21 protein-coding genes, 6 tRNA genes and 1 rRNA gene are annotated in these 22,774 nt (G+C 49.6%); 27 read left to right on the top strand and 1 reads right to left on the bottom strand.

What is annotated here, in order from left to right; translation table 11 throughout:
- From rrf to disA, 10 genes are all read left to right on the top strand, one after another.
- Positions 1-85: ribosomal RNA gene (gene rrf, locus DCCM_RS18040) — 5S ribosomal RNA — on the top strand; the annotation flags it as partial.
- Positions 86-386: 301 nt separating this feature from the next.
- Positions 387-1,286 (top strand): RluA family pseudouridine synthase, encoded by a 900-nt coding sequence (locus DCCM_RS18035; protein WP_128739188.1) that lies wholly within the window; start codon positions 387-389, stop codon positions 1,284-1,286.
- A gap of 351 nt (positions 1,287-1,637) precedes the next feature.
- Positions 1,638-3,227, top strand: coding sequence for a methyl-accepting chemotaxis protein (locus tag DCCM_RS18030; protein ID WP_104373781.1), 1,590 nt, complete (start codon positions 1,638-1,640; stop codon positions 3,225-3,227).
- Between the two features lie 134 nt (positions 3,228-3,361).
- A tRNA-Asn gene (locus DCCM_RS18025) sits at positions 3,362-3,436 on the top strand.
- Between the two features lie 200 nt (positions 3,437-3,636).
- Positions 3,637-4,095, top strand: coding sequence for a CtsR family transcriptional regulator (locus DCCM_RS18020; protein ID WP_104373775.1), 459 nt, complete (start codon positions 3,637-3,639; stop codon positions 4,093-4,095).
- Between the two features lie 54 nt (positions 4,096-4,149).
- A complete protein-coding gene (locus DCCM_RS18015; protein ID WP_104373774.1) occupies positions 4,150-4,698 on the top strand; it encodes a UvrB/UvrC motif-containing protein in 549 nt (182 codons plus the stop codon).
- Complete coding sequence (locus tag DCCM_RS18010; protein WP_104373773.1) at positions 4,688-5,743, top strand: protein arginine kinase; 1,056 nt, start codon at positions 4,688-4,690, stop codon at positions 5,741-5,743. The genes DCCM_RS18015 and DCCM_RS18010 overlap by 11 nt, the downstream gene beginning before the upstream one ends.
- A 13-nt stretch (positions 5,744-5,756) precedes the next feature.
- Positions 5,757-8,189: an ATP-dependent Clp protease ATP-binding subunit gene (locus DCCM_RS18005; protein WP_104373772.1), complete on the top strand. Its 2,433-nt coding sequence runs from the start codon at positions 5,757-5,759 to the stop codon at positions 8,187-8,189.
- 248 nt (positions 8,190-8,437) lie between these two features.
- Complete coding sequence (gene radA, locus DCCM_RS18000; protein WP_104373771.1) at positions 8,438-9,790, top strand: DNA repair protein RadA; 1,353 nt, start codon at positions 8,438-8,440, stop codon at positions 9,788-9,790.
- Positions 9,791-9,810: 20 nt separating this feature from the next.
- Entirely contained in the window at positions 9,811-10,875 is a 1,065-nt protein-coding gene (disA, locus tag DCCM_RS17995; RefSeq protein ID WP_104373770.1) for a DNA integrity scanning diadenylate cyclase DisA, read from the top strand.
- A gap of 232 nt (positions 10,876-11,107) precedes the next feature.
- On the opposite strand, the gene DCCM_RS17990 is transcribed toward disA, so the two are convergent.
- Positions 11,108-11,503, bottom strand: a complete 396-nt coding sequence (locus DCCM_RS17990; RefSeq protein WP_104373780.1) for a DUF1573 domain-containing protein — start codon at positions 11,501-11,503, stop codon at positions 11,108-11,110.
- A 202-nt stretch (positions 11,504-11,705) separates the two neighbouring features.
- On the opposite strand from DCCM_RS17990, the gene DCCM_RS17985 reads away from it, so the two are divergent.
- The 17 genes from DCCM_RS17985 to DCCM_RS17905 form a co-directional block, all read left to right on the top strand.
- A complete protein-coding gene (locus DCCM_RS17985) occupies positions 11,706-12,182 on the top strand; it encodes a CarD family transcriptional regulator (RefSeq protein WP_104373769.1) in 477 nt (158 codons plus the stop codon).
- A gap of 397 nt (positions 12,183-12,579) precedes the next feature.
- Positions 12,580-13,716, top strand: coding sequence for a PIN/TRAM domain-containing protein (locus tag DCCM_RS17980; RefSeq protein ID WP_104373779.1), 1,137 nt, complete (start codon positions 12,580-12,582; stop codon positions 13,714-13,716).
- A complete protein-coding gene (ispD, locus tag DCCM_RS17975; protein WP_104373778.1) occupies positions 13,709-14,389 on the top strand; it encodes a 2-C-methyl-D-erythritol 4-phosphate cytidylyltransferase in 681 nt (226 codons plus the stop codon). Before DCCM_RS17980 ends, ispD begins: the two co-directional genes overlap by 8 nt.
- Positions 14,390-14,565: 176 nt before the next feature.
- Positions 14,566-15,048, top strand: a complete 483-nt coding sequence (gene ispF, locus DCCM_RS17970; protein WP_269433768.1) for a 2-C-methyl-D-erythritol 2,4-cyclodiphosphate synthase — start codon at positions 14,566-14,568, stop codon at positions 15,046-15,048.
- A 55-nt stretch (positions 15,049-15,103) separates the two neighbouring features.
- Entirely contained in the window at positions 15,104-16,570 is a 1,467-nt protein-coding gene (gene gltX, locus DCCM_RS17965; RefSeq protein ID WP_104373767.1) for a glutamate--tRNA ligase, read from the top strand.
- Positions 16,571-16,634: 64 nt separating this feature from the next.
- A complete protein-coding gene (gene cysE / locus DCCM_RS17960) occupies positions 16,635-17,357 on the top strand; it encodes a serine O-acetyltransferase (RefSeq protein ID WP_104373766.1) in 723 nt (240 codons plus the stop codon).
- Positions 17,344-18,798 (top strand): cysteine--tRNA ligase, encoded by a 1,455-nt coding sequence (gene cysS / locus DCCM_RS17955; protein WP_104373765.1) that lies wholly within the window; start codon positions 17,344-17,346, stop codon positions 18,796-18,798. Before cysE ends, cysS begins: the two co-directional genes overlap by 14 nt.
- A gap of 5 nt (positions 18,799-18,803) precedes the next feature.
- Positions 18,804-19,217 (top strand): Mini-ribonuclease 3, encoded by a 414-nt coding sequence (locus DCCM_RS17950; protein ID WP_231702848.1) that lies wholly within the window; start codon positions 18,804-18,806, stop codon positions 19,215-19,217.
- A gap of 139 nt (positions 19,218-19,356) precedes the next feature.
- Complete coding sequence (gene rlmB, locus DCCM_RS17945) at positions 19,357-20,133, top strand: 23S rRNA (guanosine(2251)-2'-O)-methyltransferase RlmB (RefSeq protein ID WP_104373764.1); 777 nt, start codon at positions 19,357-19,359, stop codon at positions 20,131-20,133.
- A complete protein-coding gene (locus tag DCCM_RS17940) occupies positions 20,102-20,614 on the top strand; it encodes an NYN domain-containing protein (RefSeq protein ID WP_104373763.1) in 513 nt (170 codons plus the stop codon). Before rlmB ends, DCCM_RS17940 begins: the two co-directional genes overlap by 32 nt.
- A gap of 325 nt (positions 20,615-20,939) precedes the next feature.
- Positions 20,940-21,584, top strand: coding sequence for an RNA polymerase sporulation sigma factor SigH (gene sigH, locus DCCM_RS17935; protein WP_104373762.1), 645 nt, complete (start codon positions 20,940-20,942; stop codon positions 21,582-21,584).
- A 207-nt stretch (positions 21,585-21,791) separates the two neighbouring features.
- A tRNA-Thr gene (locus DCCM_RS17930) sits at positions 21,792-21,867 on the top strand.
- A 109-nt stretch (positions 21,868-21,976) separates the two neighbouring features.
- Positions 21,977-22,062: transfer RNA gene (locus DCCM_RS17925), tRNA-Tyr, on the top strand.
- Positions 22,063-22,136: 74 nt separating this feature from the next.
- Positions 22,137-22,212: transfer RNA gene (locus tag DCCM_RS17920), tRNA-Met, on the top strand.
- A 3-nt stretch (positions 22,213-22,215) separates the two neighbouring features.
- Positions 22,216-22,291 (top strand) — tRNA-Thr (locus tag DCCM_RS17915).
- 103 nt (positions 22,292-22,394) lie between these two features.
- Positions 22,395-22,471 (top strand) — tRNA-Met (locus tag DCCM_RS17910).
- Between the two features lie 209 nt (positions 22,472-22,680).
- Positions 22,681-22,774 (top strand): GTP-binding protein (locus tag DCCM_RS17905; protein WP_018590913.1); only part of this gene is annotated, 94 nt, incomplete at its 3' end.

Genomic DNA, 22,774 nt, shown 5'->3' with positions numbered 1-22,774 from the left:
GTTCCCATCCCGAACACGGTAGTTAAGCCCTTCAGCGCCGATGGTACTTGGGGTTAACCCCTGGGAGAGTAGGTCGTCGCCGGAATAAATTTTAATAAGAATACACACCTTTTAAAAAAGGTGTGTATTTTTTTATTATTTCAGGTTCCCAACCCATTTTTGCCTTACGGTTATGCCGTTAGGCATTTTTATTATGGGGGACATTATATGTTGGGGATATTTCCCTTAATGAGGCTGTAGCCACACCTTTTTCGCCTGTGTTAATACGGCCGCAGGGATTATAATATGTTTAGTAAACTACCCCTTCCTTTGCTCCGGCTTCGTTAGTAGGGAAGGCGGTGGAGTGGGACTTCCCAGCGGGTAAGTTGAAAATTTGGAGCGAAAATATGGAAATCATTGTTGATAAAATTTATGAAAACCGTTCCGTGGAATCCTTTCTGAAACAGCATATGAGTTATTCCAGGGGGCTTTTGCGGAAGATAAAAAGAAGCGGGGCGGTTATTGTAAATGGAACTCCCGTTTTAATGGCGCACAAACTGCGGGCGGGGGATGTTATAACTATTGAAATCAGCGAAAAAGGTAGTGATATACAACCCCAGTTCATACCCCTGGAAATATTATTTGAGGATAAAGAAGTAATGGTGGTGAACAAACCTTCGGGCATGCTGGTTCATCCCCTTACCGGCGAACCGGGGGGAACACTGGCCAATGCGGTGATTTATCACTGGCTGAACAAAAACCGTGAAGCTCTGGTATTTAGACCTGTTTACCGTATAGACAGGGATACATCGGGCTTAGTGCTAATATCAAAAAATAGATTGTCATATAATAAGCTGCTGCGTCAGTTAACAGAACGCACCATGCTGAGAACCTATATTGCAGTGGTGGAAGGCTATATGCCTGCTTCCGAAGGCATTATTAATTTTCCCATAGCGAGGAAAACCGGCAGCATAGTGCAAAGGGAGGTTTCCTGGCAAGGTAAAAGCGCTGTGACCAGGTATAAAGTAGTAAGGACCTTGCCCAGCATAGGGGCCAGTCTGCTGGCGGTCCGGTTGGAAACAGGGCGCACCCATCAGATCAGAGTCCATTTGAGTCATATGGGGCATCCACTTTTAGGGGATACACTTTACGGCGGGCGAAGTGATTATATTTGCAGGCATGCCCTCCACGTGCAGCGGATAAAATTTTTGCATCCTGTTACGGGGGATACCGTGGATCTTTATTGCCCGGCTCCTTCGGATATCGGTAAGCTTATGGGCAGTGCGGACGAAATCCCGGATTTTTAGCCGCCTTAAATGGGTTTTATTAAATAATTGTTAATTTTTAAAAGGTAAAATTTGATTTTAGTCGAAATAGTCAAAATATTACACCATTTTATAATAATTAATCAACATCAATTGGGGACATTCCTTCCGGAAAAAATTAAAGGAAGTGGACAGGTTAACGCAATCCGGTTTGATAATGAGGAAAGTAATTGTGGCAGCCTGGGAAGGTGTGTCCCCTGACATCAATTGGGGACATTCCTTCCGGAAAAAATTAAAGGAAGTGGACAGGTTAACGCAATCCGGCTTGATAAGAGGAAAGAAATTGTGGCAGCCTGGGAAGGTGTGTCCCCTGACCTTAATAGGAGGTGCGTTATGAAACTGAAAATAGGTTCTAAAATAATGTCCGGTTTTTTGGTCTTACTTCTGTTGCTTGTGGCAATGGGCGCAACTTCAATTTATTTAACCAGGGCAATCGGAAAAGACGTGGAAAATGTTAAGGTTATTAACGAGCATTTAGCCCTGCAAAAGGACATAGAAATTCACTTCTACAATGCGGTGGCTGGCATTCGGGGATACATAGCCTACGGTAATGTTAAATTCAAAGACAATTACAATAAGGAAATAAATATTACTTTAGAAATGGAAAGGACATTGCTGGACGTAACCGGCGCAGACAAAAGGGATGATGTGAAAAAATTGATCGAGGTAACCACCGGCTACCATAACGGTATAACCAATGATTTAATACCGGCAATTGAAAAACAGTACAGCGCCACGGATATGGCGGAAATACAGGCGGCACGGGCGGAGGTGAGCCGTATCGCGGGGACCCTCGTGCCCGTTACGGAACAGCTTACAGGAATTCTAAAAGGTCTGGTGGCCAGCCATAAGGACGTATTTTTAAACAATATCGAGGCAACGGAAGAAAATGTGGGCCAGGTCGTTTCCGCCTCGGTAATAATAACTGCTGCGGCTGTTATTATCTGCGTGATGCTGAGTATAATTATAACCAGGTCAATAAAGGGTCCGGTTATGGGCATGGTGGGTGGTGCGGGCAGGTTCGCCGGCGGTGATTTTACCAGGGATATAGATGTAAAGTCCGGCGACGAGCTTGGGGAACTGGCCAGGTCGCTTAATAACATGGCAGCCCAGTTAAAAAAACTCATCTCGGATATAGTGGAAAATGCAGGTATATTGGCAGCCCAGAGCCAGGAACTGGCCGCATCGGGTGAAGAGGTCAGCGCAACGGTGGAGGAAGTGGCCGGCACCACCGGTGAGGTGGCCGCGATGGCGGAAAAAAGTCTGAAGAATGCGGCTGTGACAGCCGAAGAGTCCAGGAAAGTGGTTGAGGTGGCGGAATCCGGGGGGAAAACGGTTAAGCAGACCATTGACAAAATGAATTCCATATCCACCTCGGCCGTCAAGGTAAATGAATCAGTCCAGAGCCTTGGAGAATTGTCGGTAAAGATAGGCAACATAACTGATGTAATTACCGGTATTGCCGGGCAGACCAATCTGCTTGCTCTAAACGCCGCCATTGAGGCTGCCCGGGCCGGTGAGCAGGGCAGGGGCTTTGCAGTGGTGGCGGAGGAGGTCAGGAAACTGGCTGAACAATCCGCCGGCGCGGCAAAGGAAATAAGCCATCTGATAACACAGATTCAGTCGGGTGTTGATGTGGCCATTCAATCAATGGAACAAAGCGTTACCGAAGTTGATGACGGGGTACGGCTGGCTTCCCGGGCGGAAACAGCTTTGACGGACATTATTGAGGCGGTTAGAGTTAACATCCGGCTGGTTGAGGAGATAAATCTGGGTGCCGGGCAGACCAGTCAGGGCATGCGGCAATTGTCCGCCAGCAACGAGCAGGTAACCTCAACAGTTCAACAAATTGCCTCGGCTACCCAGGAGCTTGCGGATATCGCCAATAGATTGCAGAATTCTGTGGAAAAATTTAGGATATAATAAATTTATTAATCTGTTCTTATGTTTGGAATTGCCTCTGTTACCGGAAATTAACCGCTATTTATCCTTGACTACAAAAGAGCGCCATGGTAAAATTCATATTGTTCAAATTCTATAATTGATAAATTATCCGTTCCTCGATAGCTCAACGGTAGAGCAACCGGCTGTTAACCGGTAGGTTGTAGGTTCGAATCCTACTCGAGGAGCCATTTTATTTGAAACAGGTCTTAAACCTGTTTTTTTGTGTATTTTGAAGATTTTTTAAGAAAGGCGAAAAAAAATACAGCTAATGGGGAAATATTATATTATACAGGGTTTGAATATTAGTCAGTGAAGGTCAATAATAAGGTTAATGTCAGGCAACATCAAACCCATGATATTCATACACCGGGGGGGTGACTTTAATTAAATGTCCAATATATCGGATCTTATTGAGCAGTATTTGAAGAAATTAATAGAGAAAGCCGGGCAAGGGCAGATTGAAATTCAACGCAATGAACTTGCCACGCAGTTCAGCTGTGTACCCTCCCAGATTAATTATGTTTTAAGCACCCGTTTTTCCATGGAGCACGGCTATTTGGTGGAGAGCCGCCGGGGCGGCGGGGGATACGTAAGAATAGTTAAGCTGGAGCTGGACGAAAAATCGGTGCTGGTTAATTATCTGAGCCGGCTTATCGGGGATGATATAACCCAGCAGGGCGCCGAAGGCATTATTGGCAGGCTGTGGGAAGAGGAGTTGGTTACCCGCAGGGAGTTGGAAATTATGAAGGCGGCGGTTAACAGGGATGTTTTGAGGATGTCTCTGCCAGCCAGGGATAATCTCAGGGCCAGTATATTAAAAGCCATGCTGGTGGCTCTGCTTAAATGAGGCTCCAGCCAAAAGGCCTGAATCTATTTTTAATCTAAAAGGAGATTTTGGGTAATGGAATGCGAACGTTGTAAACAGAGGCCGGCTACGGTTCATCTGACACAGATCATAAACAATCAGAAAAAAACAATGAATTTATGCGAACCCTGCGCCAGGGAATTTCAAACCGAAAATTTCGGTTTTTTGCCTCAAATGAATCTGCATAACCTGCTGGCAGGGCTGTTTCACCACCAATTGACCAACCCCTTCGGACAGCAGGGGATTCAGCAGGCGGTAAGCGAAGGAGAAATATGTCCCAGGTGCGGCCTTTCGGAGAGAAGGTTCGCCCAGCAGGGGCTTTTGGGCTGCGGTGAATGTTATAGTAAATTTGGCGATAAACTGGAGCCGGTTTTTAGGCGAATTCATGGTAACAACAGGCATACCGGCAAAGTTCCCGAGCGTACCGGTGGTAAGGTAAAAATTACTAATCAGATTAATAAACTAAAGAACAGCTTAAAGGAAGCCGTTGAGAGAGAAGAATTCGAATTGGCTGCCCAATTCCGGGATCAGATTAAAGAGCTGGAAAAGAAACTGGGCGGGGAGGAGAATGCCTGTGTCAATTAAGGAGACGGTGAGCGCCGCCCGGAGTTGCTGGACCACCGGAGACGGGGCTGAATCCGATGTTGTAATATCCAGCCGGGTCAGGGTTGCAAGAAACCTGGCGGAATTTCCTTTTCCCCACCAGTTGTCCGATGAGTCTGCGGAGCAGGTAATTCAGGCTGTATCGCTGGCCGTGAATAATACGGCGGACCAGGGGATAGGCATATTGGAAATGACCGGGATGGGTGAATTGACTCCTGTGGAGAGGCAAATACTAGTGGAAAAACACCTGATCAGCCCGGATTTGCTGGAGAATTACAAGAATAAGGCTGTTGTGTTAAATAATGATGAGTCGGTCAGTATCATGATCAACGAAGAGGATCACTTGAGACTACAGTGCCTTCTTCCGGGATTGCAGCTTCATGAGGCGTGGCACCGGCTGAGCAGTATTGATGACGTGCTGGAGAAAACACTGGATTATGCCTTTGATGAAAAGCTGGGATATTTAACGGCGTGCCCCACCAATGTGGGAACCGGGATTAGAGCGTCGCTTATGCTCCACCTTCCCGGGCTGGCTCTGGTAAATCAGATTTCCGGGGTGTTGTCCACCGTGTCAAAACTTGGATTTGCCGTAAGAGGCCTTTATGGTGAGGGCACGGAAGCAACCGGAAATCTTTTTCAGATATCGAACCAGATTACCCTGGGGCAGACAGAGGAAGATATTATCGCGGGTATGGTTTCCGTGGCCAGGCAAATTATAGCCAGTGAGAGATCCGCCCGGCAGGCGCTGTTTAAGGAGCGCCGGGAACATATGGAAGACAGGGTGGGGCGTGCCTGGGGCATTCTTAAGCATGCCGGAATAGTAACTTCCGAGGAGGCCATGAAGCTTTTTTCAGATTTGCGCCTGGGCAGGGATTTAAATATTATCGATTTAATACCCCCGGATTTGATTACAGAATTGATGATTATGACCAGGCCGGCTTTTTTGCTTAAAATGTCCGGCAAAGATTTGTCACCCTTTGAAAGAGATGTTCAGAGGGCAAAATTGATACGTGAAAAGCTTGCTTAAGGAGGTGTGTTAAATGTTTGGCAAATTTACCCAAAAGGCACAGCAAGTGCTGGTATTTGCACAGGATGAAGCAAGGCGAATGGGGTACCCCTATGTGGGCACGGAACACCTTTTGCTGGGATTGATGCGGGAAGGCAAGGGGGTAGCGGCCAAGGCCCTTGCCGCCCTTGGTATAGATTCACAGAGGGTTGTGGCCATGGTGGAGCAGCTTGTGGAGAAGGGGCAGGGTGAACTGCAGGAGGTTACCCTTACCCCCAGGGGAAAAAAGGTTTTGGAGCTTTCCGTGGATGAGGCGAGGAACATGGGGCACAGTTATGTGGGCACGGAGCACATTTTGCTCGGTTTAATCCGGGAGGGCGAAGGTGTGGCAGCCATGGTGCTTAATGAGATGGGCGCGGACCAGGATAAGCTGCGCCGGGTAATAATGCAGATGATTGGAGGACCCGTGCCTCCGCAGCAGCAGGGGCACTCCTGCCCGCATCAGACCGCCGCGAACACCAATGTACTGGATCAGTTCAGCAGGGATCTGACCGTGATGGCCCGGGAAGATAAGCTTGATCCGGTGGTGGGCCGTGATAAGGAGATCGAAAGGGTCATTCAGATATTGAGCCGCCGCACCAAGAATAATCCTGTTCTTATCGGAGAGCCCGGCGTGGGTAAGACAGCCATAGTTGAGGGTCTGGCCCAAAGGGTTGTGGCGGGAAATGTTCCCGAGGTGCTATTGGAAAAAAGGGTGGTTATCCTGGATATGGCTTCCATGGTGGCGGGAACCAAATATCGCGGTGAGTTTGAGGAGAGGCTTAAAAAAGCCATAGAAGAAATCACAGCAGCCGGGAATATAATAATTTTTATTGATGAACTCCATACAATCATTGGCGCCGGCGCCGCGGAGGGGGCCATAGACGCGGCCAATATCCTTAAACCGGCGCTGGCCAGGGGAGAATTACAGTGCATAGGGGCCACCACGCTGGATGAATACCGCAAGCATATCGAAAAGGATTCGGCATTGGAGAGACGGTTCCAGCCCGTAAATGTGGATGAGCCCACTGTGGATGAAACGGTAGACATACTGAAGGGGCTCAGGGACAAGTATGAAGCCCACCACAGGGTGCATATCACAGACGAGGCCCTGCTGGCGGCAGCAAGGCTTTCCGACCGGTATATAACGGATCGCTTTTTGCCGGACAAGGCCATCGACCTGATGGATGAGGCGGGGTCCAGGGTGCGTCTCCAGGCTTTTACGGCCCCTCCGGACATCAAAGATATAGAAAAAAGGCTTGAAGAAACCCGCAAAGAAAAGGAAGCGTCCATCAACAGCCAGGAGTTTGAAAAGGCGGCCCAACTGAGGGACCAGGAGCTTAAACTCAAGGGGGAACTGGAGGAAACCAGGCAGAATTGGAGACAGAACCAGCAGAATAGAGAACTCAGCGTATCGGAGGAAGATATCGCCCATATTGTAAGCAGCTGGACCGGCATTCCGGTGAAGAAACTGGCCGAGGGAGAAAGTGAAAGGCTCTTGAAGCTGGAAGAAGTGCTGCATCAAAGGGTGGTGGGCCAGGATGAAGCGGTAAGCGCGGTTTCCAAGGCTGTGCGAAGGGCCAGGGCGGGTTTGAAGGACCCCAAAAGACCTGTGGGATCATTTATTTTCCTGGGACCCACCGGGGTCGGTAAAACAGAACTGGCAAGGGCACTGGCGGAGGCGCTGTTTGGTGACGAGGATGCCATGATCCGTCTGGATATGAGCGAATATATGGAGAAATTCGCAGTGTCCCGGCTGGTGGGCGCTCCTCCGGGATATGTGGGCTACGAGGAGGGAGGCCAGCTTACCGAGGCAGTCCGCCGCAAGCAATACTCAGTGGTACTGCTGGATGAAATTGAAAAAGCCCACCCTGATGTTTTTAATATACTTTTGCAAGTGCTGGAAGATGGCCGCCTCACCGATGCCATGGGCAGAACGGTGGATTTTAGAAACACCGTAATTATTATGACATCAAATGTGGGAGTAAACACCATCCGCCGGGAAGCCACCATGGGGTTCCGTACCGGAAACCAGCAGGAGGCCGGCTATGAGAACATGAAATCCAAGGTAATGGACGAGTTGAAAAGGACATTCCGGCCGGAATTTTTAAACCGCGTGGATGAGATTATAGTCTTCCATTCCCTTGGCGGGGAACACATCAAGGAAATTGTGGGCTTGATGCTGGAAGACGTGGCTGAGAGGTTAAGCGACCACGGTATGGAAATAAAGGTAACCGATGCGGCCAAGGAATTGCTTGCCGTGGAGGGATTTGACGAAACCTATGGGGCCCGTCCGCTGCGCCGGGCTATTCAACGGCAGATTGAAGACCGGCTGGCGGAAGAAATGTTAAAAGGTGCTTTTAATAAATCCGATAAAATTGTTGTTGACGCCAGGGATAAACAGATAGTTTTTCTTGCGGCGGAATAAGCGCTGAAGTTATTGCCCGGCTGCCGGGGCTAAATAATTCCGGTAAAGAAAAATACTGTTGTTGTTAAATATAAATCCGCCGGAGGCAAAAACGGCGGATTTATATTATATCCTTATGGGCCGGGGGGGTAAATGTTCATGCATTTTTTGTAATATAATGGTTAATTCTGCCGGCAGGCATATTGAGAACTGTTTTAACGAAATGTTATAATAATTAAGTATTATTAATTCCAGGGGATATTATAAATATGGTCGCAAAATTTCGATACAGCTGCCAAAGCTGCGGTTATATCAGTTCACGCTGGCTGGGCCGCTGCCCGGGCTGCGGTGAATGGAACACCCTGGTGGAAGAGCAGGCTGCCATTGTTTCCCATAAAATAAAGAAACAGGCTTCCAGGGCCATGACGCTGGCTGAAATACCCCCCGCCGGTGAGGAGCGTTTTTCTTCAGGCATTGCTGAATTTGACAGGGTTCTGGGCGGCGGCATTGTTCCGGGCAGCCTTATTCTGCTGGGGGGAGATCCCGGCATCGGAAAGTCCACCCTGCTGCTGCAGGTGACCGGCAAGGTGGGCTATGCGGGGAAAAAAGTGCTGTACGCCACAGGCGAGGAATCCGCTCATCAGGTAAAGATGAGGGCTTCCCGGCTGGGTTTGTCCAGAGAATCCGTTTACTTGCTTGCCGAGACCGATATAGATGTTATTGACGTGAATATCAGGGATATACGCCCGGATCTGGTGGTGTTGGATTCCATTCAGGCGGTATATAAAGCCGACCTGCCCTCAGCGCCGGGGGGCGTGGGCCAGGTTCGGGAATGTGCGGCACAAATGATGCGCCTGGCCAAGACTTCGGGTACGTCGGTTTTTCTGGTGGGTCATGTTACCAAGGAGGGCATGCTGGCGGGGCCCAGGGTGCTTGAGCATATGGTGGACACGGTGGTGTATTTCGAGGGGGATACTCATTATTCCTACCGGATTTTAAGAGGTGTCAAAAACAGGTTCGGCTCCACCAGCGAAATAGGGATTTTCCGGATGGAAGGCGCCGGGCTGGCCGAGGTGCATAATCCTTCCCAGCTGTTTTTGATGAATCATCCGGATGGAAATGTGGCCGGTTCCGTTGTCATACCCAATGTGGAGGGCAGCAGGACTCTGCTGGTGGAAATTCAGGCCCTGGTCTCACCCACGGGATTCGGCACCCCCCGGAGAATGACCGCCGGTCTGGACTATAACAGGGTGGTACTGATTCTGGCCGTGCTGGAAAAAAGGGTGGGATTAAATTTAAGCGGTCAGGATGCCTATGTCAACGCTGTGGGAGGGGCTAAATTATACGAGCCCGCGGTTGATTTGGGAGTCGCCCTGGCCCTGGCATCCAGCTTTAGGGATATACCCGTAAGGGAAGGACTTGTGGCCATGGGTGAGATAGGATTGACCGGGGAAATTAGACCGGTGTCATATCTTGAAAAAAGGATAGTGGAGGCTGCCAGGCTGGGATTTAAAAACTGTATTGTGCCGGATCAAAAAATTCCGGAAGAAATTTCGGCATTGCAGTCAATAAACATATTTAAAGCAAATACACTGGCTGAAGCACTGGAAATTGCTCTATAGTTCGAGGGTGAGGGAGAAATTTGGAAGATAGGCTCTTAAAGGTATTAAGAACGGTGGCTCCGGGAACACCCCTGCGGGAAGGGCTGGAGAGCATATTAAAAGCAAAAACCGGGGCACTGATAGTTATAGGGGACGGCCCGGATATTTTGGAGATTTCCGAGGGCGGTTTTGCTGTAAATGCTCCCTTTACCCCCGCCAATTTGTATGAGTTGGCCAAAATGGACGGCGCAATCATACTGGCGAAGGATATAAAGCAAATCAACGCGGCGAATACCCAGCTTGTTCCCAATCTCAGCATTCCGTCCAGTGAAACAGGTATAAGGCACCGGACAGCCGAGCGTGTTGCCAAACAGACTGATTCCCTGGTTATTTCCATTTCCCAGCGGCGGGGGGTAATAACTGTCTATAGGGGCAATATAAAGTATGTTCTCAGGGATTTGGGGGTAATTCTGACTAAAGCCAACCAGGCCATACAAACCCTGGAGAAATATAGAAACGTGATGGACCGGGTTCTGGTGGATTTAAGCATACTGGAGTTTGAGGAGGCGGTAACCCTTTTTGATGTTGCCAAGGCTATTCAGAGGGTGGAAATGGTGCTCCGGGTTGTCAAGGAAATAGAGCGGTATATCAGTGAACTGGGGGTTGAAGGCAGGCTGATAACCATGCAGATGGAAGAGCTGGTGGCCAACGTGGAGGACGAAGGGCTGCTGGTTATACAGGATTATGCGGTAATGTCGGAAGGCAAATCCCCTGAAGGAATATTGGAGATGATCAGCAGCTGGCCTGCGGAGGACCTGCTGGACCTGTCGCTGATTGCCAGGGCTTTGGGTTTCCCCGGCAGCACCAGCATACTGGATCAGACTGTATATCCCAGGGGATACAGGATACTGGAAAAGATGCCCAGACTGCCGCTTCCGGTTATAGAAAATCTGGTGCGGGAGTTCAGTTCCCTGAAAAAAATCCTAAACGCCACCATACAGGAACTGGATGCCGTGGAGGGTATCGGCGAGGTGAGGGCGAGGTCCATAAAAGAAGGTCTCAACAGATACAGGGAGCAGCTTGGCCAGGAAAGGCATAACTGGTAAATTGCGGAAAAGCATCTTCCCGAAGATGTAACCGTGCGGGGGGAACTTAAGAAGGCGTGCCCTTTGACATATATACGCCGGGGACATCCCTTCGCGAAAAAACGATGGGAGAACCGGAAATTAGCCAACCCGGCTTGAACTGTTAAAGGCAAGGATGTCCACAGCCTAAAAAGGTGTGTCCCCTGACCTTATACCGCAGGTATTTTCATGTTGATACCTGTCTTCGCCTATTTCAGGCCAGATTATAAAGGCCAAGTATTTTTAGCTGCTTTTGTTCTTTCCTGATTATATCGCAAAGATTTAAATCCAGTAAATTGCATATGGCTGCCAGGTAAAAAAGCGAATTGCCTATTGATTTTTCCACCATATCCTTGCAGTTTTCACAAAGCTCGCCTTTTAGGTGAGAGTCCAGAATGTTTTTTAAGTCTGCAAAAGAGGCGTTCTCCGGTATTTCCTTTTTCGACGCGTCAATTTGAGTACAGCCGCACCCTGTTACTGATTTAACAATTGCACGGTTTAAACGGGCGTTAGATTCCTGGAATTTGGCCATTATATCAAGAATGCTTTTATTGCAAATAAGAAGCTCTGAAACCGTGTTTTGAAATTGGTCGTAATGCGCATCTTTGATCAAAACGGTTTCACTCCTTTGATTGATTGAAATTTTTTAACTTTGCATCATTATACCTGTCCGCTGCTTGTCCTGTCAAACTGGTGCATCCCAAAATACTTATTGACACAATTGTGGAGCTGTGCTAAAATTATAGTCTTTTGACATAGCATGTATTTTATGCTATACTAATTATGCGATTAAATCTAAAGGGGGTCCGGCATTGTACAATATAGGGGATAAAGTCGTGTACCCCATGCACGGGGCAGGAATCATAGAAGCCATCGAAGAAAAGGAAGTTCTCGGAGAAAAGCGGCAGTATTATATTTTGCGTCTTCCCGTGGGTGATATGAAGGTAATGATTCCCATAAGCAACTGCAAGGAAGTGGGGTTGAGAGAGGTAATCGACAGCGAGGGAGTTCGTAAAGTTATAGACATTTTACAAGAACAGAGCAGTTCCATGTCCACCAACTGGAATCGCCGGTACCGTGCCAATCTTGAAAAAATAAAGAGCGGGGACGTTTATGAGGTGGCGGAAGTGGTAAGAAACCTTATAAATAGGGAGAAGGAGAAGGGGTTATCCTCAGGTGAGAGAAAAATGCTGGAGAATGCCAGGCAAATATTAATAAGTGAATTGGTGCTGGCCACCGAACTGGCGGAGGACAAGGCCAAATCGCTTATTGACAGTGCTTTTGCGTAAAAGGTACGTCAGTAGATACTGACGTACCTTTTTTAGAATGCGCCCGGCATGGGCGTCATCTATGGGGTGAAAGGTTCCGAACGGGTGTTGCCGCCCTCTCCTGCCCGATTATTTCAGTATACTGATTGAAAATTGCACAGGGCGCCCGATAATCCAATTTATCCGTTGATTAATATTAATTTGGTTGTTGAAGAATTAACTTGATAAGAAATATAATATAGGTAATTCATGTAAATAATATGATTAGGGGAGGGGACACACCGCCGGAAAAGGATAGGAGACATTCCTCCTTAAGAAGTGAGGGGACATACCTTCGAAGAGGGAAAGGGGATGCGTCTCCTTCGGAGGAATATCCCCAAAGTATAATGTCCCCGGCTAAATGAAGGGAGGTGAAATAGTGATTAAAAGAGTGGTTTTTTTTGTTTTGGTGCTAGTTTTTATGGCGGCCGGTCTTTATGCAGGCGTCTTCGTTTCCGGCTCAAACCTCGTTACCCTGCCATCCGGTTTGCCGGAGTTGAAATTCGGTATAATGGGCCTGGGCGCGCTGGTGGGTTTGGTGGTCGGCCTGCTGCTCGCGCCGTGGATTATACGCGGCTCACTTTGGCTAACCGCCTTTATAGAACAATGGCTTCAAAAAACACCGCCACAGGATTTGGTAATGGGTTCTGTGGGCCTTATTCTCGGACTTATAATTGCTAATTTATTGGGGTCCCTTTTGTCTTTTTTGGGATTTATCGGCAAAGTAATCTGGATTCTGATAACTATCCTGCTGGGCTACCTGGGGCTTAGCGTGGGTGTAAAAAAGAGAGAAGAAATACTGGGACTTTTCGGCAGCATTACCCGGCTTGGCAAAGAAAAGCCTCTCAAGGGAGAAGCCAAAATGTCCAATCTTAAAATACTGGATACCAGTGTTATTATTGACGGCCGCATATCGGACCTCTGTGAGAGCGGTTTTATTGAGGGAACCCTGCTGGTGCCCAATTTTGTGCTGGAGGAATTAAGGCATATAGCCGACTCGTCGGACCTGCTAAAACGCAACCGGGGCCGCCGGGGCCTGGACATACTTAATAAAATGCGCAAGGATACCAATATCAAGGTGCAAATATACGAGAACAATAAAGGCCTGGATGAAAACGCCGAGGTTGATACCAAGCTGGTTAAGCTGGCCCAGCGTCTGGCCGGCAAAATAATGACCAACGATTATAACCTTAACAAAGTAGCGGAACTCCATGGGGTAAAGGTGCTAAATATAAACGAACTGGCCAATGCTGTAAAACCTGTGGTTCTGCCCGGTGAAGAGATGGTGGTGCAGGTGGTGAAGGATGGTAAGGAATCAGGCCAGGGCATTGGCTACCTGGATGACGGTACAATGATTGTGGTGGATGGCGGCAGGAGATATATGGGGCAAACCATTAATGTGGTCGTAACCAGCGTGCTTCAGACTGCCGCAGGCAGGATGATTTTTGCCAAACCCCGTACCGGCGACAGAAAAGACAGCGGGCTTAGTCTTAACGAGGTGAATTTTGGTGGCTGAAGTATTTGCAGTGGTGGTGGCGGCCGGGCGCGGTACCCGTATGAAAGGGCCGGATAAGCAGTTTATTCGGTTATCCGGGATGCCGGTTTTGCGGCGCACCCTTGCAGCCTTTGAAAGAACCCCCGTGATTACCGGTATAATACTGGTGATTTCACCCGAAAAATTTGGGGAGTGGGATATTATATTAAAAAACTGGGGAATTAATAAGCTCCGGGCTGTGGTTCCCGGAGGCAATGTGCGCCAGCAGTCCGTGATGAACGGGCTGCTGGCCGTTCCATTTAGTTGCGCCACGGTGCTGATTCACGACGGGGCGAGGCCCCTGGTGACCCCCGGGGAAATAGAGGCGGTGGCGGCGGCTGCCCGGGAGCATGGGGCGGCAACCCTGGCGGTGCCGGTGAAGGACACGGTGAAACAGGCCGACGGCCAGGGCTTCGTGGAAAGCACGCCTGACCGGGAGAGGCTGTGGCTGACCCAGACCCCCCAGGGGTTTTCCTTTTCCCTGTTGCTGGAGGCCCACCGCCGGGCGGTGGACGCCGCAAATGCCACCGATGACGCGTCTCTGGTAGAAATGATGGGGCACAGGGTCAAGCTTGTTCCGGGTTCTTACCGGAATATAAAGATTACCACCCCGGAAGATATATACATAGCGGAGGCTTTGTTGAAAAGCATGTAAAAAAACGGTTTTTATGACAATAAAAAGGTATGGCAAGAGATGGCAAGGGGACGGTTCCTTTGTCGCATGTGCAGGAAGGCGGTGCTTGTGGCAACAGGGTATGTCTTTGGAACTTTGTAATGTCAACAGAATCGTTTTATGAAAACTCCATATTTCACGTCGGAGGGTGGTTGGATTTGCGAATAGGATTCGGCTACGATGTGCATAGATTGGTGGAGGACAGAAAGCTCATACTTGGCGGGGTGGAGATACCTTACGCCAGGGGACTGGCGGGGCACTCGGACGCTGACGTGCTGGTGCACGGGATAATGGATGCTTTGCTTGGGGCCGCAGGGGAAGGGGATATCGGCAGGCACTTTCCCGATACGGATCAGGAGTACAAAGGCATATCCAGCCTGCTGCTGCTGGAAAGGGTCGGCGGAATAATAGCAAAAGCCGGATATGCGGTGGGTAATATTGATTCGGTGGTGGTGGCCCAGGCCCCGAAACTGGCAGGTTACATAGCGCAAATGGAAGAAAACATCGCCTTTGCCCTGGGTACGGAAAAGGGTAACGTCAATGTCAAAGCCACCACCACAGAAGGCCTGGGCTTTGCCGGAACCGGCCAGGGTATCGCCTCTTACGCCGTTGCCATAATTGTTAAAAAGTTGCCCGGGTAAATGGCGAAATGATATAATATGCACGAAAATCGTAAATTTTAGGAGGTTTCTTTTTTTGTCTAAGATCAAAGTTAGATTCGCGCCCAGTCCCACCGGGCCGCTGCATATAGGAGGCGCACGTTCGGCGCTGTTTAACTGGCTGTATGCGCGTCATCACGGTGGTACTTTTATTGTTCGTATAGAGGATACTGATCTGGAACGGAGTTCCAGGGAATCGGAGGATAATATACTGTCCGCCCTGCGCTGGCTGGGAATGGATTGGGACGAGGGCATAGAGGTGGGGGGGGCGAACGGCCCCTACCGGCAGACGGAACGGCTGGATATATACAGGCAGTATGCCAAAAAATTACTGGAGGAAGGCCACGCCTATTATTGTTATTGTTCCGAAGAGGAATTGGCGGCGGAGCGTGAAGAACTGCTGGCCAGGGGAGAATTGCCCCGTTACCTGGGCCGGTGCAGAAATATTAGCGACCGGGACCGGGCGAGGTTTGAAGCCCAGGGCAGAAAACCCGTGTTGAGGTTTAGGGTTCCCGAAGGCCGGACGGTTACGGTTCATGACCGGGTGCGGGGAGAGGTTTCCTTTGAAACGGACGGTATAGGGGACTTTATAATAGTAAAATCCGACGGCATCCCCACATATAATTACGCCGTGGTAATAGATGACTTTACCATGGGTGTGTCGCATGTCATCAGGGCGGAGGAACACCTTTCCAACACACCCAGGCAGATACTGATATACAACGCCCTGGGTTGGCAAGTGCCGGAATTTGCCCATATTTCACTGATACTTGGCAAGGATCGCAGCAAAATGAGCAAAAGGCACGGCGCCACCTCCATTGAGCAGTATCAGCGCATGGGGTATCTCCCGGAAGCCATGGTTAACTTCCTGGCTTTACTTGGCTGGTCCCCGGGGGGGGAGGACGAGATCTTCTCGCTGGAGGATATAAAGGAGCAGTTTTCCCTGGACCGGGTGGCAAAAAGCCCCGCCGTGTTCGATATGGAAAAGCTGAACTGGCTGAATGGCCACTACATACGGCAGAGCAGCCTGGAAAGAATAACCGAACTGTCAATACCGTTTCTTCGCCAGGGAGGCTATCTGGAGGGAGATATCACCGGGGAAAAACAAGAGTGGCTAAAAATGTTTGTAGCCACTGTGCGAAATTATCTCTCCAGCCTTTCCGAAATCAATGGGCATATGGAGAAGTTTATTGCGGCCACAGTGGAACCTGTTGATGAGGAAGCCCGGGATATCCTGGGGCAGGAGCGGGTTGCGGATGTTCTCCTGACTGCCAGGGATAGGATAAATTCAGCGGAGAAAGTGGACGAGGATTTTGTAAAAACTTTTTTGAAGTCTCTGGGCAAAGAACTCGGCCTAAAGGGAAAACAGATTTTTATGCCGCTCAGGGTGGCTCTTACCGGTGAAACCCACGGACCGGAGCTTTACCAGGTGATTCCCCTGCTGGGCAGGGAAAAAACTTTAAGCCGGCTGGAACATGCCCTGGATATAATTAAAACCGAATAGAGGTTTATTATATTGAGATTTTGCCGCCGCTTTTAGGATAAAGGCTGGCCGGGAGGAGGACGGTATGTTCGGAAGGCTGCGCAGGGAAATAAAAGCTGTTTTTGAGCGGGATCCGGCGGCCAAAAACGTCCTGGAGGTGCTTTTGTGTTATCCGGGGCTGCATGCCATCATGATGCACCGCCTGGCCCACTTTTTTTACAATAGGAGATTGTTTCTGATAGCAAGAATGATTTCCCAGTTTTCCAGGTTTGTAACCGGCATTGAGATACACCCCGGGGCCAAAATAGGCGAGGGGTTGTTTATAGATCACGGCTCCGGCGTTGTGATAGGGGAAACCACTGAAATAGGCAATAATGTTACCCTGTACCAGGGTGTTACCCTGGGAGGGACCGGCAAGGAGAAAGGAAAGCGGCATCCCACCATAGGAAATAATGTTGTCATTAGCGCCGGCGCAAAGGTGCTGGGCTCCTTTACCGTGGGAGACAATTCAAAGATAGGCGCGGGTTCGGTGGTTCTAAAGCCGGTGCCCCCCGGCAGCACGGTGGTGGGTGTGCCCGGCAAGATGGTCATGAAGGATGGACGCAGGGTGGAAGATTCCAAAGCTGATATTGATCTTCGCCACGACCAGCTGCCGGACCCGATTTCCGAAACTATCAATTGCCTGCTGCTAAATATAGAACAGCTGGAGAAACGCGTCCGGGAACTGGAGCAAAAAACGCCGGGAATACCTCCGGCTCCGGGGCTGGATACCTGTGAAGGAGGCAAATTAAAGGATGCAGATATATAACACGCTTACCAGGCAAAAGGAGGAATTTGCCCCACGGGAACCGGGCAAGGTGGCCATGTATGTTTGCGGTCCCACCACATATAATTTCATTCACCTGGGTAACGCCCGCCCGCTGGTGTTTTTCGACACGGTGCGCAGGTATTTGCAGTACAAAGGTTATAAGGTCAAATACATTCAAAATTTTACCGATATAGATGACAAGATTATCAACAGGGCCAGGGAGGAGGGCGAAGATCCCATACGTCTGGCAAAAAGATATGTTGAGGAGTATTACCGGGACGCCGACGCCCTTAACGTTATGAGGGCCGATGTGCACCCGAAAGTTTCCGAGCACCTGGATGATATTGTGGGCATGGTGAAAACCCTGGTGGATAAAGGATATGCCTACGTGGTTGATGGGGATGTGTATTATAACATATCCAGATTCAGGGGGTACGGTAAACTTTCCGGCCGCTCCCTTGAGGATATGCAGGCCGGTGCCAGGGTGGAGGTGGACCGCAGAAAAAAACACCCCATGGATTTTGCCCTGTGGAAAGCAGCCAAGGAAGGGGAGCCTTCCTGGACCAGTCCCTGGGGGGCCGGCCGTCCCGGCTGGCACATTGAGTGCTCGGCCATGTCGGTGAAATATCTGGGCAACAATTTCGATATTCACGGCGGGGGATTCGACCTTATTTTCCCGCACCATGAAAATGAAATTGCCCAGACCGAGGCGGCCACCGGGCAGCCCTTTGCCCGCTACTGGATGCATAACGGATTTATTACCATAAATCAGGAAAAAATGTCCAAATCCCTGGGGAACTTTTTTTTGGTAAGGGAAATTCTCGATAAATTTCCACCGGAAATTGTGCGCTTTTTCCTTCTTTCCACCCATTACCGCAGTCCTCTGGATTTTGACGATGAAAAATTATCCGCCGCCGGAAGGGGACTGGAGAGGGTGAAAAACTGCCTTCGGGCACTGGAAGAAGCCGTTAAAACAAATCCCCGGCCCGGTGTGTCAAATGAAGATAAAGCTTTGATTGACGGCCTGTCGGAAAAAGTGTCCAGGTTTAACGACGCCATGGACGATGATTTTAACACCGCCCTGGCCGTGGGTATACTATTTGACGCGGTGGCGGAAATCAATGCCTATCTGCACGGTGCTGCCCGGGAGGGCGGCGCCGGTATGGAGGCCCTGGGCAGAGCACTGGAAGTGATTAAAACCTTTAACTCCGTGCTGGGGTTGTTTAAAACGGATCGTGCGGGCGGCATAATACTGGAAGCGCAGTCCGGGGCTGATTCCGCCCTGGTGGAGGGACTGATTGATATTATTATAAATATGAGGCAGGAAGCCCGGGCACGCAAAGATTACGCCATGGCGGACAGCCTGAGAAACCAGTTGGGAAAACTGGGCATCATACTGGAGGATACCCCGAAGGGGGTCCGCTGGAAGAAACAGGGGTAGGGGGATTGGATAAAATCTTTAAGCCCCTTGATTTGGAGCAGGTGAATCAGCTCTCCCCCCTGGAACTTGCTTACGTGGGAGACGCTGTCTACGAATTGGCTGTTCGCCGCCACCTGATTGCCAGGGGAATTGTGGGGGCCAACCGGCTGCACAGGGAAGCCGTGAAATACGTTCGCGCCGACACCCAGGCCCAGGTGCTGCGGACGCTGGAGTCCCAGCTTTACGAAGAGGAAATAAGAATTGCCAAAAGAGGACGGAATGCCAAAAGCGGACATGCGCACCGCGGCACCTGTGTGACCGCTTACCGCCAGAGCACGGGGTTGGAAAGCCTGGTCGGGTACTTGTTTTTGAGGGGAAATATGGAACGTCTCGGGTTTATTATGCAATGGGTTTTTAAGATCGTAGAAAATAATGAATAAATTATTTTCCTTGATGGGGACATCCCCGGGCTAAGTTGTTTGGAAGCCGGTGATCTTGCCGGCTTGCCGAACAAGCTGACAAATGGGAATATAAACCGGCCTAAAAGGTGTGCCCCCTTGCCTGGATCGGAGGAATTATATGGCCCTGGATTATGATACGGATAATGTTATTTTTGGCAGAAACCCCGTACGGGAGGCCCTAAGGGCCGGAAGACCCATAAACAAAGTGCTGCTGGCCGGGGAGGCGCTGTCACCTCCTTTGCGGGAAATAAGTAAATTTGCCCGGGATGCCGGGATACCCGTTCAGCAGGTTGACCGGGTCAGGCTGGACAAACTGTCCGGCGGGGTGCCTCACCAGGGGGTTGCGGCTTTTACCTCCGCCCGGGAATACACGGACATGGACGATATTCTGGATAAGGCGGGGGAGAACCCTTTTCTGGTTATTCTTGATGAAATTAGCGATCCGCACAACCTGGGGGCTATATTGAGAAGCGCCGACGCTTCCGGGGTTGATGGCGTGGTTATTCCCAAGAGGCGTGCCGCCGCCCTCACTCCGGCGGTGGCCAGGTCTTCCGCCGGAGCTGTGGAATATGTTCCGGTGGCCAGGGTTGCTAATTTGGCCCGTACCATAGACATGCTGAAAGAAAAAGGAATATGGATAGCGGGAGCCCACATGGAGGGCCAGCTTTACTGGGACGCCGCCCTGGACGGCCCCCTGGCCCTGGTCATAGGGGGCGAGGAAAAGGGGTTGGGCAGGCTGATTAGGGAAAAATGCGACCTTTTGGTTCGCCTGCCAATGTTGGGCCGGGTCAACTCCCTCAATGCATCGGTGGCTGCGGCTCTTCTTTGCTATGAGGTTTTACGGCAGAGGGGACGGGCAAATAATGACGGATTATCTCATCGTGGACGGCTATAATATCATACATGCCTGGCCGGTTTTGCAAAAGCTGAAGGAAACCAGCCTCGCTCACGCCAGGGATAAACTGGTGGACATGCTTTCAAACTATGCCGCTTTAAGCGGAGATAGGGTTGTTGTGGTTTTTGACGCTCATCTGGTTAAAAACAACCTGGAGCATGCCGAAGTGGTGAGCGGGGTGGAGGTTATTTATACCCAGGAGGGCGAAACCGCCGACACTGTAATTGAAAAACTGGTTGGCGCTTTGCCGGACCGCTCCTCGGTTTCCGTGGCCACCCTGGACTGGGACGAGCAAAGGGTTGTTTTTGGCCGGGGCGCGTACAGGCTTACCCCCAGGGAATTGCTGGAAAGGATTAAGAGGCTGCAGAAAGAGGGCGAGCAGAAATACCAGACCACGGCTCCTTCCGATTCCTATCTGGAGAACCGGCTGGTTGATGAGATACGAAGCGCGTTGGAGAAATGGCGGCGCAGGAAAGGTTAGGTTAAAGTGTTGTTCAATTTATCTTGACGAGCCTTTTTAACCTGGGATATAATAAGCTTGTCTTTCAAAAGCAATATATTTATACACTGCCTTAATCCGTTTAACTTTGGCGTTGGATTGCGCAAACCCGCGATGTCTGATGACAAGGGATGTAAAGCAATATCGGCGGTGCCCTTGGACCGCAGGGAGGGTGTTTAAATACTACCTGACTCTGATGTCAGACGACAGTGCTAGCCCGGCTTTATGTTTTAGATAACGGAGCGAGGCTTTTTATTTTTATTGTGTTTGTGGAGAGGTCTGCAACACACCTAGCGGGAGGGATATTGTGAGCCTGAATGTCCAGAGGGAGGTTGCCGGCGGTTTTCATTTAATGATTGACGAGGATGTGGTGGATTATGCCCGGGAAGGCGACGACGAGGCCCTTGAATATCTTATAAATAAATATAAGAACTTCGTCCGGGCCAAAGCCCGCTCGTACTTTCTTATCGGAGCCGATAGGGAGGATATCATCCAGGAGGGCATGATCGGTCTTTATAAGGCTATTCGCGACTTCAGGATGGACAAATTATCTTCCTTCAGGGCCTTTGCCGAACTTTGTATTACCCGTCAAATAATTACCGCCATAAAAACAGCTACGCGTCAGAAGCATATACCCCTGAACTCTTACGTATCACTGAACAAACCAATATACGACGAAGATTCGGACCGTACCCTGCTGGATGTGATTTCCGGCACCAAAATCACCGACCCGGAAGAGTTGATTATCAGCCGGGAAGAATTTGACGATATTGAAGAAAAAATGGGTGAAATACTAAGTTCTCTGGAATGGAAGGTATTGATGTCCTATCTTGAAGGAAAATCATACCAGGAAATAGCGGAGGATCTTAAGCGGCACGTAAAATCCATTGACAATGCCCTGCAGAGGGTTAAACGAAAACTGGAAAGATACCTTGAAAAAAGAGAAGCTTAACTGACTGGCTAATTGACTGCCCGGCCATCTTTAGGCCGGGTTAAGCATTTAGCCCGGGAAATGCGACCGTTTTAATTGATTATCCTCCGGAAGCAATCCTTTTTTGTTGCTTTCGGGTGTAAAAAGTCAATATTATGCAGCCCGGCTGGTATTGACACCTGGTTCTTTTTCTGTTAACATATATCTTGCGCCTGAGTTAAGACTCTTGCCGGCGTAGCTCAATTGGCAGAGCAGCTGATTTGTAATCAGCAGGTTGCGGGTTCGAGTCCCATCGCCGGCTCCATTCTCGAAATTTGAAGTTCGAAATTGGATTTAAAAAGCAAATTAACCCAGTGACAAATTGCTTGCAGATCGAATCGAACATCGAATCTCGAATCTTAAACAGCGAATATGGAGGGGTTCCCGAGCGGCCAAAGGGAGCAGACTGTAAATCTGCCGGTAGACACCTTCGCAGGTTCGAATCCTGCCCCCTCCACCAAAAACCCTTATAAATTACCATAAAAAAAGGGTTTGACTCCAATGAAAAGCATATGATATAATCAACCTTGTCGTCGCGGGGTGGAGCAGCTGGCAGCTCGTCGGGCTCATAACCCGAAGGTCGTAGGTTCAAATCCTACCCCCGCAACCAAATGCCGCTATAGCTCAGTAGGTAGAGCGCATCCTTGGTAAGGATGAGGTCACCGGTTCAAATCCGGTTAGCGGCTCCAGATTCGATAATCGGTAGTCAGTAGTGAGTAGTCAGATAAGAAAGCCTAAGGCAATTCTCTTCAGGATAACCTGACTATCGACTACTGGCTACCAATAATTTATGGCGGCGTAGCTCAGATGGTTAGAGCACACGGTTCATACCCGTGGTGTCCGGGGTTCAAATCCCTGCGCCGCTACCAGCAACACACCGGCTAATGGTAAGCCGGTTTTTTTGTGTTTTAAAAAATTTATCCACCCTGTGAGTATTTTTTGAAGGAATTTTGTCTTGAATATCGAAAATACATTTTTGTAATTTTGGGCAGTATAAACCGGGGCATAATGGAAATAACTTTTATTGATGTCAAAATATTGTATTGGCCTTACTTGATTTGAGGGAGGAAAGTATCAAATGGCAAAGGCGAAATTTGAACGGAACAAACCGCACGTGAACATAGGAACCATCGGGCACGTGGACCATGGCAAGACCACCCTGACCGCGGCCA

Source organism: Desulfocucumis palustris (genome assembly GCF_002933875.1).
GTDB classification, from domain to species: domain Bacteria; phylum Bacillota; class Desulfotomaculia; order Desulfotomaculales; family Desulfocucumaceae; genus Desulfocucumis; species Desulfocucumis palustris.
Note: the sequence above shows the minus strand (reverse complement) of the source record. Positions and strands in the feature narration are given on the sequence as shown.